Genomic DNA, 14,762 nt, shown 5'->3' with positions numbered 1-14,762 from the left:
CGGACAATTCCGCGCGCATGTTCGAGATCATGCAGCTCACGAGCGATGTAGCCACCGGTGAGTACATGGCCTGGGACAGGTTGCGGTACAAGACGCCCCCTGAGGGCTTGACCCACGAGGAGTGGTGGTTCGGGGTGAAGGTGGCGCGATCGAGCTTGCTGCGACCGCTCCCACTTCAGAGCGTCGACGGTACGTTCTTCTCCTACGCCCTACCGGACCAGGTGCTCAGGCTGCTCGACGATGTGACCAAACGAGCCAGTGGTCAAATTGCTGCGCCGGAAGAGATCACCAACTCGGCGACAAAGAACAAGTACGTCGTCAGTTCGCTCATCGAGGAAGCGATCACATCGAGTCAGCTCGAAGGCGCAGTTACAAGTCGTCGCGATGCCAAGAAGATGATCAAGAACAAGTCCCGGCCGCGAAATCGTAGCGAACAGATGATTTTGAACAACTTTCATGCGATGCAGCACATTTCCGAAAACCAGCATGCGGAGTTCACGCCTGAAGCGATATGTGAGCTTCATCGGATCGTGACGGACGGGACGCTGGACAACCCGGATGCAGCCGGCACCATCCAAAGTGATCCCGATCCAGCCGATCGGGTGAGGGTCTACGGCGAGCAGGATCAAGTCCTTCATGCGCCGCCTCCGGTGGACGAACTGCCTGGTCGGTTGCAGACCCTGTGTGAATTTGCCAACGCCGGTCCCGAATCGGATCCGTATGTTCCGCCTGTAGTTCGGGCACTCACAGTGCACTTCATGGCGGGATACGACCACTATTTCGAGGATGGAAATGGTCGCACAGCACGTGCGCTCTTCTACTGGAGCATGCTTAAGCAGGGCTACTGGCTGACTGAATATTTGACAATATCTCGAATATTGAACACGGCACACGCGCAATATGCCCGGTCATTCTTGTTGTCAGAAGATGACGGTGGCGATCTGACGCACTTCATCATCTATCACCTGGGAATCATCCAACGTGCGTTGAACGATTTGAACGAACATTTGGAACGTAAGGCATCGGAACTGGCGTCAGCGCGGGATTGGCTCTCGGGAGCGCACGGCGAACTGAATCACCGGCAAATAAATCTGCTGGAAGGTGCGGTGAAGAACGCGGCGAACGACTACACCGTGAACAGTCATCAGCGAACACACGGCGTTGCCATGCAAACTGCACGTAGCGATCTCTACGACCTCGAGCGACGCGGGTTCCTGACCAAAGTCAAGCGGGGGAAAGCTTTTGTATTCTTACCGGCCCCGGATCTGCATGAGCGCTTGACCGAAGCATGACACACCGTCAGGCAGCGAGAGGGACTACCGTTCCCTGCTCGACGTCGTTGTATCGCGCCGTGATCTTGTTCAGCTCCATTTGGTAGTACAAACTCTGCAGTCCGAAGACGAAGGTGAGCAGAAGCCCCACGACCGAGCTGCAGGTCGGCTGGAGGCCGGCCGCGCGTTGGGCGTCGGCGATGCGGTTTCCGGTGTTGTTGTAGCTGATCAGCGGCGCGATGATTCTCCCACGACGAGGGTGGATTGTGTCCTGCAACTGACGCTCCACTCGACACCGTCGTGGCGGGAATCCCTCCCATCGAGCCCGACAGTGGAGCAAACATTGCGCGGCCATCTCCTCGGGGGTCACGATGACTGTACCGAGAGCGCCGGTCCGCCAGTACGACGTAGACTCAATCGGCGCGGGTGAGCATCTTCACGTGGGGGATTCCCGCTTCCAGGTACTGCTCTCCCACTCGAACGAATCCGAAGCGCCCGTACCAGTTTTCGAGGTGCGCTTGCGCGGAGATCTCGACCACCCCGGGGTATGCCGTCAGTGCGGCCTCGACGAGTTCTCCTGCATAGCCGCGGCCACGACCCTGAACGGCGGTCGCGACGCGCCCTATGTGGACCGCGTCGTCGACGAGCACGCGCAGCGTGGCCAACACCTCCCCGCTCTCGTCCTGGATCCAGAACAACTCCGTTGTCGGAAGCATATCTGCACCATCGAGTTCCGCCTCGTCGACGATCTTCTGTTCGTGTACGAACACCTCGACCCGAAGCGCCATGATGCGGTACAGGGTGCTCGGGTTGACGCCTGCAAGTGGAGCATGGTGGAGATTCGACATGGAGGTCCTTCTTCGATCATCGAGGTGGGATCAAGAGGTGAACTCTCTCGACCAGGCCCAGAGCGGTGTCGGCATCCACGCCTTCGAATACCGCACTGTGTATCCCCCGCATGGCACCGGTGAGTAGGTGGGCTGCAGCGAATACATCTGTGTCGCTGTGGATTTGCCCTGCTTCCACGGCGGAACGGAGCAGTTGGGCGATCGCGTCGACGAAACTGTCGTGCCAGCGTTCTGCCGAGCCCTCGGATCTCGGTACTCCCAGATTGCGGAACAGGACGTGAGTGCGTGGGGTGTCGTAGATGCTCGCTGCCGCGATGCGAAGAAATGTCTGCAGCTGTTCGAGTGGGGTGCCCGGCCAAGTGGCGGCCGCCGACTTCTCGTGAATGCGGCCGATCAGCACGGTGGCGGCGTCGTCGACGGCGGCCTGGAAGAGTTCACGTTTGGTGGGAAAGTGGTGGAACGCGGTTCTCGGTGCGAGACCGCATCGGAGAGCGACACTTTCGATCGTGATGTCCGCGTAGTCGGCGTCCTGCAGCAGTTCCTGGGTGGCCTCGATCAGTCGGGCCGCTGCGGGCCCGGGTTCGTCGGTAGCCGAAGACCCGGCCCAGCGATAGAGCGTCGTGGTGTGGATACCCAGCGAGGTCGCCACGTCCGCCGGGCTCTCGGAACCGCCGAACGCACGGGCGACCGCATCCTGCCGATCGGCGAGTGTGAATCTGGAGACCCTGGCCATGGTCGTGACACTACATTCCTCGTCAGGTGCCGAGTTCGGCTCGGACCTAGCGGAGCATCCGCGCGAGGGTGGGCAGTAGAACTCGCGCGGGGACGAGACCCGCCGCGATGGCCTGAACAGTGTTTCGTCGACCCGAAATCACCTGCGGGCGAGACCGTCTGGCGTCGAGTGTGCGCATCGCAGTAGCAACGACCTCGGTCGGGGTTTGGTAGCTGCCGGCTGCTGCAGCGGTGTCTCCGATGACGTCGAAGAATTCGGTGCGGGTCGGGCCCGGATTGAGCGCGAACACTCTGACTCCGTGTTGTCCTGCTTCGTACCACAGGGACTGGCTGAAACTGAGCACGAATGCCTTGGCGGCGGCGTACACCGCGAGTGACGGGACGGGCTGGAACGCAGTCGTGCTGGCGACGTTGACGATTGTTCCGTCCCCGCGGTCGATCATGTCCGGGAGAAACGCCGAGCAGATGTCCACGACGGCACGGATGTCGACGGCAATGAGGCGCTCGAAGTTTTCGGCATCGCCGTCTGCGAACGGTCCCTGTACCGCGAACCCTGCATTGTTGACGACGAGATCGATCTGCTCGGGCACGACCTCGCGCAGTCGGCGTCCGCTCGCTTCCTCGGACAGGTCCCAGGCCACTGTGCGGCAATGGATTCCGTGGGTTTGCTCGAGCTCCTTCGCCAAGGCGGTCAGGCGGTCTTCGCGTCGTGCGACGAGTACGAGATCGGAGCCTCGGGCGGCCAGTGCTCGGGCGAACTCGGCACCGATTCCCGAACTTGCACCGGTCACCAAGGAGCGGCCCGGCCGGTAGTGGGAATCTCGGCGGTTCATCGGTCCGAACCGACGGGCGTGCGCCCGAGCTCAGCGGCCGAGCGTCGTGCGAACTCCTCGTACGACGTCGGAGCGTGACCGAGCAGAGTCGGAAGAACCGTCAGGTCTCCGGCCGGGAGGCCGTGGCCGTCGTAGTGGGTCATCATCGTGCGGTACGCCTCGCGTGCATCGGCGGGCCAATTCTTCATGTCACGAGGATTCGACGCGTCCTTGGCACCGCGCACGAGGTGGCCGATGGAGTTCAGTTTCGTCGATTGCACTGCATGCCCGACGACCGAGGCGAGTGCGGGCAGCACGTTCAGTTGGTTCGTCAACGACGATGGGGGGATCCGAATGGCGGTGACCCGGTGGCCCAGCACATCGGACCAGATCTGAGCCATCTCGTGTCGTGTCAGTTCCACCGTGGACAGGTCGTAGACGCGCCCGGTGTGCGGTGTTGGGTCGATGAGGATGTTCGCGGCTGCTTCGGCGACGTCGGCGACATCGACAACGCCCATCACGCTGTCCGGTGACACCGGGTACGGCATGACTCCGGCCTGCAGGAATTCCCACACTTCCAGGTAGTTCTGCATGTAGTGCGACGGTCTGAGCACCGTAGTGGGGATTCCACTGTTCCGCAGTATTCCTTCGGCGATGTCCTTCTGGTGATGGTGTGTCAATTGGTGCAGATTCGGATGGATCACGGAATGGAAAACTATGTGCTGCAACCTGTTTGCCGGTCCCAGTTCGATCAGGTGATCGATGATGGGTTTCTCGTCGATGATCTGGGTCGGTGCCGCGTGGTAGAGAACGTCGGCCCCGGCCAAAGCCCTACGAAGCGTGTCCTCCGATCTGAGATCACCTACGACAACCTCGACGGCCCCGTCCTTGCGGGTGGTCGCAGCTTGCGCGCCGTTCTTGACCACCGCCCGAACCGGCACGTCCTGCATGGCGAGCTGTCGGACGAGCAAGCGGCCGACACCACCCGCGGCACTGGTCACTGTGATCATGAGGCCTCCTCGACGGTGAGCTCGGCGGATGCGGAGCGTTGTTGCGAATATTGCATAGTGAATGCAGATAACGCAAGGGCGCTACGACCCCAGAACCGAAAAATCCGGTGCAGCTGACCGCGCTGAGCGCGGCTAGCTGCACCGGATTCGGAGTGGAATCCAGCCTCAGTCGGTGGTCGTGCGTGTCGACTCCGCTGGTCGCTCGGCCGGCTGCGGTTCGATCGAACGTCGAGACCAGTAGCTGGCGAGTAGTGAGCCCGAGACGTTGTGCCACACCGAGAAGATGGCCGCGGGCAGGGCTGCCGCGGGGCTGAAATGCACCGATGCCAGAGCCGCGGCCAATCCGGAATTCTGCATGCCGACTTCGATGCTGACCGCGCGTCGGCTGGCGACGTCGAGTCCGCACGCCTTGCCGATGCCGTACCCCACGGCGAGTCCCAGCGAGTTGTGCAGCACGACGGCCAGGACGATGAGGGCTCCGATGGACAGCAATGTCGGTGCACTGGCTGCAACCACGAACAGCACCACCGCGGTGATTCCCGCCACCGAGACCAGCGGCAGAGCGTCGAGCATGCGGTCGATCACCGCGGGAAACAGCAGGCGCAGAACAACTCCCAGTACGACGGGAACCAGCACTATCTGCAGGATCGAGACGAACAACCCGCCCGCATCGACTGGCAGGAACTCGCCGGCGAGCCACAGCACGAGCAGCGGCGTGAGAATAGGTGCGAGCAAGGTGGACACCGATGTCATGGCCACCGACAGCGCGGTGTCGCCCTTGGCGAGGTAGACCATCACGTTGGACGCAGTGCCGCCCGGAGCCGAACCGACCAACACCATCCCTGCGGTCAGTGCGGCAGAGAGGCCGAGCAGGTTGGCGATGCCAAGACCGAGTAGCGGCATCGCGAGAAACTGCGCGGCAACACCGAGCAACAGTGCCCACGGTCGTCGTGCGACGACGGCGAAGTCGGACAGCCGCAACGTCATTCCCATGCCGAGCATGATGATCGACAGCAGCCACGGAACGGCCGGAGTGCCGCCGCTGAACGTGTCGGGAGTGATCAGGGCCAGTGCTCCTGCGGCCACGACGATCAGGGCGAACCACTTGCCGGTGAACTCGCTGATGGATTTCAGCTTGGGCATGCGGAGTCTCCTGTGCGGTCGGGGCACGGCCCAGGGCGGGCGCGCAACCCACCGAGCCTAGCGGCAGCCTCGACGGGCAGGTGCTCACAATGCAGACACTCGAATAGAACGAGACCAATCGGACTCGTTCTGGCAGTATCGACCTTGACGTGAACCGCTGCCGGCCACAACCGAAGGACGACGAACGCATGACGCCACCGTGAAGAAGCTCTCTACGGTGGCATTGCTGATCCTGTTGGGCGCAGCCGGGACGTACAACGGACTGTCGTTGGTCTCCGACCCCAGCGGGCGGTCACTGGGCCTGAACGTCGGAATGCTCCCTGAATGGCATACCTGGGACTACCGCATATCCGGGTTGTTCGTGCTGATCTTCCTCGGTCTCGGACCGTTGATCTGCGTGGCTGCCGTGCTCGTCGACGCCTCCGAAGCTGCCGTGTGCGTCGCATTGGTGGGGTTGGTGACCATCGCGTGGGTGGTGTGGCAGATCGTCGTACTCGATATCGACGCTCCGCTCGCCCAAGTTCCCCTCACCCTGTTGGGGTTTGTGTTGACCGTCCTCGCAATCGGCGAGTTCCGTGCGCGTGCCCGCGATCGGAGTCGGCAGTAGCCGGACCTGAGCGTTCAGTATCGAGTCGAGTGCGCGGAATCCCGCGTGCACGGTGCGATCGTGAACGGTGAGGTGCGCTTCGCCAGCAAGATTGGCGAGCTCTACGAACCCCGCACCACGTCGTAGGCCGGCTTGGGGCTGAAGTCGGTGCGCAGCAGTCCGTAGTTCTGCTCGGAATCGGCGGGGTCGGTGCCCGAGTCACGCAGCGAGTGCACGAATACCGGGCCGACGTACGGCAGCGACGACGCCTTTGCCAGGCTCGAGCCGATGATCGCGGCCTGTGCGTCCTCGGTGACGGCCATTGGTCCGTTGCCGGTGGGTGCGCCGAGTTCGGTGATCCAGATCTTCTTGCCACCGTCGCCGTTGGCCACCATCGTGCCGTAGGCCTGATCCACCTGTGCCCATTGTCCGTTGGGGTCGTTCTCGACGGTGAAGGGGAAGGTGTAGGGGTGCATGGCGACGGCGTCCATGAATCCGCCTGCTCCGGCGGCGTACATCTGCTGCAGGAAGGTCACCGGCGCGGTGGTCCAGGCTCCGGCGTTGATGGTGGTCGCCAATCCGGCGCTCAGCACGGTGGCTCCGGCGTCGGCGTTGTGGATCGCGGGGTAGGCCGCACGCAGCATGTTCGTGTAGCGGACGGCGTCGACGGGTGCGAAGAAGGTCGGGATGTTGGGCTCGTTCCACACCTCGTAGTGGTCGACGCGCTCGCCGAGGTGCGCCGCAGCTGCGCCGGCGAATGCGCCGAAGGCGTTGGGATCCAGGGGAACTGCGCCGGGCAGAGGTGAGGCGATGCCACCCTGCGCCCATCCGGGGGTTCCACCCAGCACGGCCAGTACCGAGTAGCCCTGCGCCGTCGCAGCGTTGATCACGCGATCGGTGTTGCCCCAGTCGAAGACGCCCGGTGCTGTCTCGATTGCCGCCCAGTTCACCACCACCCGTACCCACGATGCACCGATGTCGCGTCCGGCACCGAGTTCGTTGTTCAGCGTTGCGTCGTCGAGCGTCAGAAACGGCGCTCCGCCGGTGAATCCGAGTCCGGCAGGCGGGGCCGCATGTGCGACGGGTGCAGAGAGGCCGACGGCGATCGCGGCGGCTGCGGCAACGGTGAGCAGACGGGAGCGGAGGGTCATGGCGATCATCCTAAGGTGCTCGTGAGCGGGGCGCTGATCAGTGCTTCGACGGTGGAATGCGGCACGCGGTCGTTCCAGCGCGCGGTGTTCAGCTCATAGATGCGCTCACCTGCTTTGACGGCGGCGGTGCGGTCGAGCAGGTAGCGGCGGCACTCGGCGACGAACTGCTCGGTGTCGTCGAACGTGGGCAACTCGAAGATCGAGTCGAGCGATCCGACGGCCGCCGAGGTTCCGACGACGGGTAGTCCCTTGCTGGCTGCGTCGAGGATTTTGACGCGTACGCCGCCGCCGGTGGCGACCGGGGCGATCAACGCTCGGCAGGTGCCGAGGAACTCCTGCAGATCGTCGACGAAGCCGAGATCGCGGACTCCGGCAGGGTAGACGGGATCCTTGGCACCCGGGGCCTTCGCGCCGATGATGCACAGTTCGGCACCGTCGATGCCCGCGGAGATCGCCGGCCAGTATTCGAGTGCGATCTTGAAGGCTTCCTGGTTCGGCGGCCAATCACGAGTTCCCATGAACACCAGGCGTTTCGCGGTCTCGGACAGGTCCAGCTGCGGCGCGGGTTCGAGAGTGAGGTCGATCCACCGAGCGTCGCGCACGCCCTTGCTCCGGTACATCTGCGCTTCGTCGGCATCGTAGGTCCCGACGGCATCTGCCGCGCGGGCGACGCGAATCTCGTCCCGCAGGATGCGTGGTGCCTCGATACGACCGATCAATCCGCGCGTCACCTTCCACACCTGCGACTCGGTGTTGACGGTGTTGATCGCGAACGGTGACCCCAGCTTGGACGAGCGGAGGAACGATTCGGCCATGTAACTGTGTTCGGCCACATACACATCGGAGGTGGATGCGTCGATGGCGTCGCGGAAGGCGTCGACGTCGTAGCGTCCGTGCACCACCGAGCGCGTCGGCCGCAGCGACTTCATCAGCAACCCCACATCGACCGTGGGCTTGGGGACGCGCACCACGTCGGGGGCCACGTCGGTCTCCTTGGACAGGCAGATCGAACGCACCTCGAACGCCTCGCGGGCGAGCTGCATCATCAAGCGCGACAGCGCGATATCGCCGCCGTGTTCTGTGACGGGGTCTTTGGACAGCAGAAATGTCGCGCGTCTCATTGTGTCACTTCTTCTTTCGCCGGATGCCGATACAGGGCGCGCATGAACCAGACCAGCAGTACGGCGTCGGTGACCACCGAGGCCACGGCCGCGCCGACGGCACCGAAGGGGAACAGGCACAGGACGAGAACCATCTTCAGCGGCGCAAGGGTTGCTGCCGCCATCACTCGTGTGCGGTCGCGGTGCTGCAGGTAGAGCACCGTGGTGAACACGTGGTTCATCACCCGCATCACCACGAACAGTGACATCACCACGAGGGCGCCCGCGACCTGCGGGGAGGCCGGTGTGAAGAAGAGCAGCAGACCGGCTATCAACAGCAGTGATCCGGCGGCGCAGCCGAGAACCGCGGTGTGCTTCAAGGCCGGTCCGGCACTGACGAGTCCGTCTGCTGCACGCAGCTTCTCGTGGAAGGTGTTGCCGAAGGCCTGGCCGATGAAGGCCACTGCCCAGGCCGTCACTGCAGCGACGGAGTAGTAGCCGGCAATGGTGGAGTCGGTGAGGAAGCCGAGCAGCAGCACGTCGCCTTGGATGTAGACCGCGTTGGCGAGGTTCTCCGAGAACAGCATCGACATCTCGCGCCACGATCCGGGGATGCGCGGAGCAGCGATGCGCGTCCGCACGGCGGCCAGCACGGCGATGACGAAATACGGTGCGGCGTAGAGCAGGCTCGCGACAGTCAGATTCGGGTCGGGCACGGCGAACAAGTAGGCCGTCGCGAGCGCGATGGACGTGGCTTGGCGTGCTGTGTCCAATCGCTGGGTGAGATCGGGGCGGCCGTCGCGCAGTGCCCTGCTCTTGTAGGCATTGAACACCAGCTCGCCGCCACCGATCACGAGGGCGAACCAGGCGATGTAGTTCACCTGCGCCAGACACAGGCCGCCGACGATGAGAACGGCCCCGACGAGCACGCGAGTAGTGCGCTCGCCCAAAAACTCTCGTTCGGCCACGCGAATCGAGCGCACGGTGAAGGGGTGATCCAGTGGTGCTGCGATGATCGCGGCGAGGGCGAAGGCCATCGCGTACTGGCCGTAATCGGAGATCCCCAACTTGGCGATCAGCGCGATGGTCCACAGCAGGCCGATGCCGCGGCCGCCGTAGGTCCACAGAGCAGCGATTCCGGCCTTGAGCAGATTGCCGTTCATTGCGCCGCCCACACGGAGACGAAGTCCTCGACGACGAGCTCTGCGGTGTGGGAGATGCGAAGCGCCTCCACTTCGCGTCGAAGTTTGCCCAGCGCAATCGGATCGGTGATGAGGTCGGCGGTGGCGTCGGCGAGTTCGGCGACATCCCCGTCGACCACGAGGGCTCCGCTGTCGGACTCGGCAAGAGCGCCGACCTTGAGGCAGGTCACCGGGGTCTGATACGCGATTGCTCGCGTCACGACCGAGGACGCGGGGAACGCATCGCCGTAGATACTCCGCTTGCCGTAGGGCAGGACGAGTGCGCGGATGGACGCGAAGAAGGCATCCTCGTCCGGTCCGTTCACTTCGCCGAGGATCTCCACGCCGTCGACGGGGTCGAGCAGTTCGGTTCCCCGGCCCGCGATGCGGATCGCGATGTCGCGGGGGAGGCTGTCGCGAAGTTGCTGAATCTGGTCGAAACCTTTGCCGCGATAGACCAATCCGAAGAGCCCGACCGCCAGCGGCCGCTCCTCGGCGGGGGCGATGTCGGGGCGCGCGGGAACGAAGAGGGCACTGGCCTTGGCGGTGGCGTCGGGATACGCGCGCGCGAGTGAATCGGCACCGGAGCGGGTGAGCGCGAACAGTGTTCGGCTCCCGGCCACCCGGCGTTCGAGCGAACGCCATGCCGACCGAAGTGGGTAGTGCAGGCCGTGATTGAGCACCTTCTTGCCGGCGAGAAATCTGGTTCGCGCGGGCCACCAGACCAGTCCGGGCGGGTCGTGCACCGTCGCAGTCACAACCGGGTCGCCGGTGAGTCGGGCGGTTGCCCAGAACGGCATCACCGAGCCGCCGCTGAGTTCGCAGTGCACGATGACGCGACCCGGATCGGCGTCGACGAGTTCCTGAATCGCTGTGCGGTGACGCAGAATATCGCGCGCCGAGTGCGATCCGGGTCCCTCGTGGCGATACTCGATCACCTCGGCGAAGTGTGGCCGCACGGCGTCGGCGAAGTCGTCGGCATAGTCGCCCACGCCGCCCACCCCGGATCGGGGGGCGACGTAGACGAGTCGGCAGTCTCGCAGGATCATCAGTAGAACAGTGGCCGATACTTGGGGCGGTAGGCGAGTGCCTCGGGATCACGCATCGCTCGCACCTTCGCGGGCACACCGGCAACCACTTCGAGTTCGCCGACATCCGATCGCACCATCGAGCAACCACCGACGACGGCACCGCGGCCGAGGGTCACACCACTGAGAAGCGTGCTGCGGCTGGCGATCCACACGTAGTCGCCGATGACGCAAGGCTCGAGAATCGGTGTGAACTCGGGGGAGTTGTGGTCGTGGTACCCACCGATGATGTGGGTGTCGCTGGCGATGACGACGTTGCTGCCGATGGTGATTCCGCCACGGGCGTCGAGCATGCACCGGAACCCGATGGCGCAGGCGTCACCGATGGTGAGGCCCTCGGGATCGAGAATGGTGGTGCCGCGGAAGATCGAGGTGTCCTTGCCGATCGTTGCACCGAAGGCGCGCAGGAAATTCTGCCGAATCCAGTGCGACGGAATGTAGGTCACGATCATGTTGAAGCCGAGTGTGCCGATGCGATTGCGCAGCTTCCGCTTGAACGTGATGTCCTGCATCTTGTAGTTCGACACGTCGTAGATCTCGTTCTCGGGCTTTTCCACCGCTGTCATGCTGCAATCTCCTCGGTCATGTCGAACTCGATCATTGCTTGGACGACCTGATCGAAAGTCTTCGTCGGTTCCCAGCCCAACAGGTTCCGGGCTTTGGAGGCGTCGCCGACCATTCTGGCCGAATCGGACGGCCTGAGCATCTCCGAGTCAGTGCGCACGTAGTCACGCCAATTGTCGATGCCCACCGCCTCGAACGCCGTCGATACGAAGTCGGCGACGCTGTGGGCCTGGCCGGTGGCGACGACGAAGTTGTCGCCCTTGCCGTACTCGGCCATCGCTGCCATCGCGTTCACATAGTCCGGGGCCCAGCCCCAATCGCGCACGGCAGTGAGGTTGCCGAGTTCGAGCGTGGACTGGCGTCCACGTGAGATGGCGACCGCGGCCTTGCTGATCTTCCGTGTGACGAACGAATCCGGCCGCCGTGGTGACTCGTGGTTGTAGAGAATGGCATTGGTTGCCTCGAGTCCTCGTGATCGATAGACGTCGACCATGTGGTGACTGAGCGCCTTCGATGCACCGTAGGGCGATGTGGGTGCGATTCGGGTCGTCTCGCTCTGCAGCGAGACGCCGGATCCGGCGAAGATCTCGGCACTGGATGCGTTGATCAGCACGATCCGCTTTCCCGACGCCTCCTGCTGGGTGAAGCAGGCATCGAGCAGAGCGGCTGCAGAGACGCCGTTGACCCTGGTGGTCAGCACCGGGTCGTTCCACGACTTCCATACCGACGAGATCCCGGCGAGATGAAAAACGTAGTCGGGGTCGGTCTCGGTGATCAGTGCCTTGGCGGCTCGGTGGTCGCTGAGGTCGGTCTCGTGCTGCTCGACGAGTGGGTTCACCGGCTCCGGGGTCCCGCCAGGCTTGGAGACGCCGTGCACCGCCCAGCCGCGGCCGAGCAGAAGTTCGGCGAGGTAGCTGCCGTCCTGGCCCGCCACTCCGGTGATCAGGGCGGTCGGGTGGGGCCCGGCGTTCACGCGATCTTGACGGTGTCGGGGGACTGTTCGACGAGGTCGTTGCGCACCATCATGGCGACCAGCTCGGGGAAGGCGACCTTGGGCTTCCATCCAAGAGCAGCTTGCGCTTTCGACGAATCGCCGACGAGAAGGTCGACCTCGGCGGGCCGGAAGAAGCGCGGATCGATCTTGACGTAGGGCTCCCAGTCCGTGATGTCGACCGCTGCGAAGGCGTGATCCAGAAGTTCTCGAATCGAATGCGTCTCGCCGGTGGAGATCACGTAGTCGTCGGCCTCGTCCTGCTGCAGCATCAGGTACATGGCTTCGACGTAGTCGCCGGCGAAACCCCAGTCGCGTTTGGCGTCGAGATTGCCCAGCGAGATCTCGCTCTGCAGCCCGAGTGCGATGCGCGCGACGGCCTGGGAGACCTTTCGGGTGACGAATTCCGGTCCACGGCGCGGTGATTCGTGGTTGAAGAGAATTCCGGAGCTGGCGTGCATGCCGTAGGACTCGCGGTAGTTGATGGTCATGTAGTGGCCGTAGACCTTGGCGACACCGTACGGCGAGCGTGGCCAGAGCAGTGTGTCCTCGCGCTGCGGCACCTGCTGGACCTTGCCGAACATCTCCGAGCTCGATGCCTGGTAGAAGCGAACCTGCTTGCCCGCTACCTGCTCGTACAACCGGGTCGATTCGAGCATGTTCAGCACTCCGCCGCCGGTGACGTCGGTGGTGAGGCGGGCGTTCTCCCAGGAGTACGCGACGAAGGAGACGGCTCCGAGATTGTAGACCTCGTCGGGATCGGCGACAGCGAAGGCGCGCATCAGCGCGGACAGGTCGAGTAGGTCTCCGTGCAGAATCTCGACCTGGGGTAGTACTCGTTCCAGCATGGGGGCTTTCGGATTGTTCTGTCCGCGAAGCAGACCGAACACTTTGTAGCCCTTGCTCAGCAGCAGCTCTGCGAGATAGAGGCCGTCCTGTCCGGTGATGCCGGTGATCAAAGCGCGCTTGTTCATCGCGACGCCGTCCTCTCGATTCGTTCTGCATTGATCTCGGATACTGCTGAAATGAGCTCGGCAGCGAAGCGTTCTTCGCTGAACTGCTCCACGTGTGCCTGGATCTTCAGTGGTTCCCAGGCCGTCCGTTCGAGAGCGGTGACCGCGTCGCGAATCGAATCCGGTTGTGGCTGATCGAAGTACACCCCTGAGATGCCTTCCTCGACAGTGTCGAGAAAGCCGCCCCAGCGGAGCACGGCGCTGGGCTTGCCGTGGTAACCCGCTTCGATGGGGGTCAATCCGTAGTCTTCATAGCTCGCGGCGATCAAACCGTTACACCCTCGGTAGAGCCAGGTCATTTGGCCTGACGTCAGATCGTTGAGCATGAGTACGTTGTCGGACTTCAGCTTTCGTAACCGGTCGGCCTCGGGGCCGCGGCCGACGACGATCAACTTGCGGTCGGTGCCGGCGAATGCGGCCATCACCTTGTCGACGTTCTTGTACGGCAGCAGCCTGGAGATGCACAGGTAGTAGCCGGTGCCGTCGAGCCATGTCGCTGCTTCGGGGATCGACTGTGGTGGTGCGGTCTCCACGGTGAACGGGGCAGGCACCACTGTCGATGGGATGCCGTACGCGTCGGTGATGCGCTGCTGTATCACGGTGGAGATGGCGAGGTAGCGATCTGCCGACAGTGCGGCCCGCATGTCCCAGCGGCGTAGCGGCCACGAGAGAGCCGTGAGTGCAACACGTTTGGCTGGGCTGCGACCTTCACCCAGATACATCTGCGATTCGTACAACCAACGCGCAGGTGAATAGCAGTAGACGAGCTTGCGCCCGGAGGTGTGGAAGCCGTGCGCCCAGCCACTGGTGCTGGTGAGTACCACGTCGGCGTCGATCTCGATGGACGAGGATGCGAAGGGCAGCAGGGGAAGTGCGGCGCGGTGATTCTTGCGCAGGAAGCCGACGCGGTTCAATGTCGACGGGCGCACGTCGAGTTCGGAGAACTCGGGGAACGTCGTCGACGGCTCGAAGAGCGTTGTGTAGATGGGAGCGTCGGGGAAGGCACGGGCCATGGCCAGGACGACCTTCTCGGCACCGCCGCGCTGGGTGAGGTAGTCGTGCGCAATCGCGACGCGGAGACCGTCGGTCATGTTGTCAACCGGATTGATAACGACGTAACCAATTGTGACACAACACTATCCGTCTTCATGAGCTACCCATCGTGTCTGTCCGTACTCGAATGGAGCCAGGGGAATCTCGAAACGCCTGTTGACGCTCTGACGTGCGACGGTGCACAGTGAGAGCGTCGAATTTACGGCGTCCCCCGACGAG

16 protein-coding genes are annotated in these 14,762 nt (G+C 63.4%); 2 read left to right on the top strand and 14 right to left on the bottom strand.

What is annotated here, in order from left to right; genetic code table 11:
* The first annotated feature begins 17 nt into the window (after nucleotides 1-17).
* A complete protein-coding gene (locus AYK61_RS13960; RefSeq protein WP_220709119.1) occupies nucleotides 18-1,292 on the top strand; it encodes a Fic family protein in 1,275 nt (424 codons plus the stop codon).
* Nucleotides 1,293-1,299: 7 nt separating this feature from the next.
* Here the strand turns inward: AYK61_RS13960 and AYK61_RS13955 are convergent, their stop codons facing one another.
* The 6 genes from AYK61_RS13955 to AYK61_RS13930 all read right to left on the bottom strand — a co-directional run bounded on the left by AYK61_RS13955 (nucleotide 1,300) and on the right by AYK61_RS13930 (nucleotide 5,816).
* The gene (locus tag AYK61_RS13955; protein ID WP_220709118.1) at nucleotides 1,300-1,548 is read right to left on the bottom strand and encodes a hypothetical protein; all 249 of its coding nucleotides are present in this window, start codon (nucleotides 1,546-1,548) and stop codon (nucleotides 1,300-1,302) included.
* Nucleotides 1,549-1,684: 136 nt separating this feature from the next.
* Nucleotides 1,685-2,119, bottom strand: coding sequence for a GNAT family N-acetyltransferase (locus tag AYK61_RS13950; RefSeq protein WP_121871202.1), 435 nt, complete (start codon nucleotides 2,117-2,119; stop codon nucleotides 1,685-1,687).
* Nucleotides 2,120-2,135: 16 nt separating this feature from the next.
* Complete coding sequence (locus AYK61_RS13945; RefSeq protein WP_121871201.1) at nucleotides 2,136-2,852, bottom strand: TetR family transcriptional regulator; 717 nt, start codon at nucleotides 2,850-2,852, stop codon at nucleotides 2,136-2,138.
* A gap of 46 nt (nucleotides 2,853-2,898) precedes the next feature.
* A complete protein-coding gene (locus AYK61_RS13940) occupies nucleotides 2,899-3,684 on the bottom strand; it encodes an SDR family oxidoreductase (RefSeq protein ID WP_121871200.1) in 786 nt (261 codons plus the stop codon).
* Nucleotides 3,681-4,673 carry an NmrA family NAD(P)-binding protein gene (locus AYK61_RS13935; RefSeq protein ID WP_121871199.1) on the bottom strand — a complete coding sequence of 331 codons (993 nt, stop codon included), beginning with the start codon at nucleotides 4,671-4,673 and terminating at the stop codon, nucleotides 3,681-3,683. The genes AYK61_RS13940 and AYK61_RS13935 overlap by 4 nt, the downstream gene beginning before the upstream one ends.
* A gap of 165 nt (nucleotides 4,674-4,838) precedes the next feature.
* Nucleotides 4,839-5,816, bottom strand: coding sequence for a bile acid:sodium symporter family protein (locus tag AYK61_RS13930; protein ID WP_121871198.1), 978 nt, complete (start codon nucleotides 5,814-5,816; stop codon nucleotides 4,839-4,841).
* A 199-nt stretch (nucleotides 5,817-6,015) separates the two neighbouring features.
* Here AYK61_RS13930 and AYK61_RS13925 point away from each other — a divergent pair, with 199 nt between their 5' ends.
* On the top strand, nucleotides 6,016-6,423 hold the full coding sequence (locus AYK61_RS13925; protein ID WP_121871197.1) for a hypothetical protein: 408 nt from the start codon (nucleotides 6,016-6,018) through the stop codon (nucleotides 6,421-6,423).
* A gap of 101 nt (nucleotides 6,424-6,524) precedes the next feature.
* On the opposite strand, the gene AYK61_RS13920 is transcribed toward AYK61_RS13925, so the two are convergent.
* Genes AYK61_RS13920 through AYK61_RS13885 form a run of 8 tightly spaced genes read right to left on the bottom strand, consistent with a single transcriptional unit; the run spans nucleotide 6,525 to nucleotide 14,581 of the window.
* On the bottom strand, nucleotides 6,525-7,553 hold the full coding sequence (locus AYK61_RS13920; RefSeq protein WP_121872742.1) for a hypothetical protein: 1,029 nt from the start codon (nucleotides 7,551-7,553) through the stop codon (nucleotides 6,525-6,527).
* Nucleotides 7,554-7,558: 5 nt separating this feature from the next.
* Entirely contained in the window at nucleotides 7,559-8,674 is a 1,116-nt protein-coding gene (locus tag AYK61_RS13915; RefSeq protein WP_121871196.1) for a glycosyltransferase, read from the bottom strand.
* The gene (locus AYK61_RS13910; RefSeq protein ID WP_121872741.1) at nucleotides 8,671-9,816 is read right to left on the bottom strand and encodes a polysaccharide biosynthesis C-terminal domain-containing protein; all 1,146 of its coding nucleotides are present in this window, start codon (nucleotides 9,814-9,816) and stop codon (nucleotides 8,671-8,673) included. Before AYK61_RS13910 ends, AYK61_RS13915 begins: the two co-directional genes overlap by 4 nt.
* Nucleotides 9,813-10,883, bottom strand: coding sequence for a glycosyltransferase (locus AYK61_RS13905; protein WP_259468054.1), 1,071 nt, complete (start codon nucleotides 10,881-10,883; stop codon nucleotides 9,813-9,815). Before AYK61_RS13905 ends, AYK61_RS13910 begins: the two co-directional genes overlap by 4 nt.
* Nucleotides 10,883-11,488: an acyltransferase gene (locus tag AYK61_RS13900; RefSeq protein ID WP_121871195.1), complete on the bottom strand. Its 606-nt coding sequence runs from the start codon at nucleotides 11,486-11,488 to the stop codon at nucleotides 10,883-10,885. Before AYK61_RS13900 ends, AYK61_RS13905 begins: the two co-directional genes overlap by 1 nt.
* Entirely contained in the window at nucleotides 11,485-12,459 is a 975-nt protein-coding gene (locus tag AYK61_RS13895; protein ID WP_259468053.1) for a GDP-mannose 4,6-dehydratase, read from the bottom strand. Before AYK61_RS13895 ends, AYK61_RS13900 begins: the two co-directional genes overlap by 4 nt.
* Nucleotides 12,456-13,451 carry a GDP-mannose 4,6-dehydratase gene (locus AYK61_RS13890; protein WP_121871193.1) on the bottom strand — a complete coding sequence of 332 codons (996 nt, stop codon included), beginning with the start codon at nucleotides 13,449-13,451 and terminating at the stop codon, nucleotides 12,456-12,458. Before AYK61_RS13890 ends, AYK61_RS13895 begins: the two co-directional genes overlap by 4 nt.
* On the bottom strand, nucleotides 13,448-14,581 hold the full coding sequence (locus AYK61_RS13885) for a glycosyltransferase (RefSeq protein ID WP_121871192.1): 1,134 nt from the start codon (nucleotides 14,579-14,581) through the stop codon (nucleotides 13,448-13,450). The genes AYK61_RS13890 and AYK61_RS13885 overlap by 4 nt, the downstream gene beginning before the upstream one ends.
* Nucleotides 14,582-14,762 lie beyond the last annotated feature (181 nt).

The organism is Rhodococcus sp. SBT000017 (assembly GCF_003688915.1).
Classification (GTDB): domain Bacteria; phylum Actinomycetota; class Actinomycetes; order Mycobacteriales; family Mycobacteriaceae; genus Rhodococcoides.
The sequence above is the reverse complement of the archived record's forward strand: the minus strand, read 5'-3'. Positions and strand labels throughout refer to the sequence as shown.

Bases quoted from the DNA above. Each gene is read 5' to 3' on its own strand.
- AYK61_RS13905 (WP_259468054.1), bottom strand. From the start codon at position 10,883: ATGATCCTGCGAGACTGCCGACTCGTCTACGTCGCCCCCCGATCCGGG.
- AYK61_RS13890 (WP_121871193.1), bottom strand. From the start codon at position 13,451: ATGAACAAGCGCGCTTTGATCACCGGCATCACCGGACAGGACGGCCTC.
- AYK61_RS13915 (WP_121871196.1), bottom strand. From the start codon at position 8,674: ATGAGACGCGCGACATTTCTGCTGTCCAAAGACCCCGTCACAGAACAC.
- AYK61_RS13945 (WP_121871201.1), bottom strand. From the start codon at position 2,852: ATGGCCAGGGTCTCCAGATTCACACTCGCCGATCGGCAGGATGCGGTC.
- AYK61_RS13920 (WP_121872742.1), bottom strand. From the start codon at position 7,553: ATGACCCTCCGCTCCCGTCTGCTCACCGTTGCCGCAGCCGCCGCGATC.
- AYK61_RS13935 (WP_121871199.1), bottom strand. From the start codon at position 4,673: ATGATCACAGTGACCAGTGCCGCGGGTGGTGTCGGCCGCTTGCTCGTC.
- AYK61_RS13940 (WP_121871200.1), bottom strand. From the start codon at position 3,684: ATGAACCGCCGAGATTCCCACTACCGGCCGGGCCGCTCCTTGGTGACC.
- AYK61_RS13930 (WP_121871198.1), bottom strand. From the start codon at position 5,816: ATGCCCAAGCTGAAATCCATCAGCGAGTTCACCGGCAAGTGGTTCGCC.
- AYK61_RS13950 (WP_121871202.1), bottom strand. From the start codon at position 2,119: ATGTCGAATCTCCACCATGCTCCACTTGCAGGCGTCAACCCGAGCACC.
- AYK61_RS13910 (WP_121872741.1), bottom strand. From the start codon at position 9,816: ATGAACGGCAATCTGCTCAAGGCCGGAATCGCTGCTCTGTGGACCTAC.
- AYK61_RS13900 (WP_121871195.1), bottom strand. From the start codon at position 11,488: ATGACAGCGGTGGAAAAGCCCGAGAACGAGATCTACGACGTGTCGAAC.
- AYK61_RS13960 (WP_220709119.1), top strand. From the start codon at position 18: ATGTTCGAGATCATGCAGCTCACGAGCGATGTAGCCACCGGTGAGTAC.
- AYK61_RS13885 (WP_121871192.1), bottom strand. From the start codon at position 14,581: ATGACCGACGGTCTCCGCGTCGCGATTGCGCACGACTACCTCACCCAG.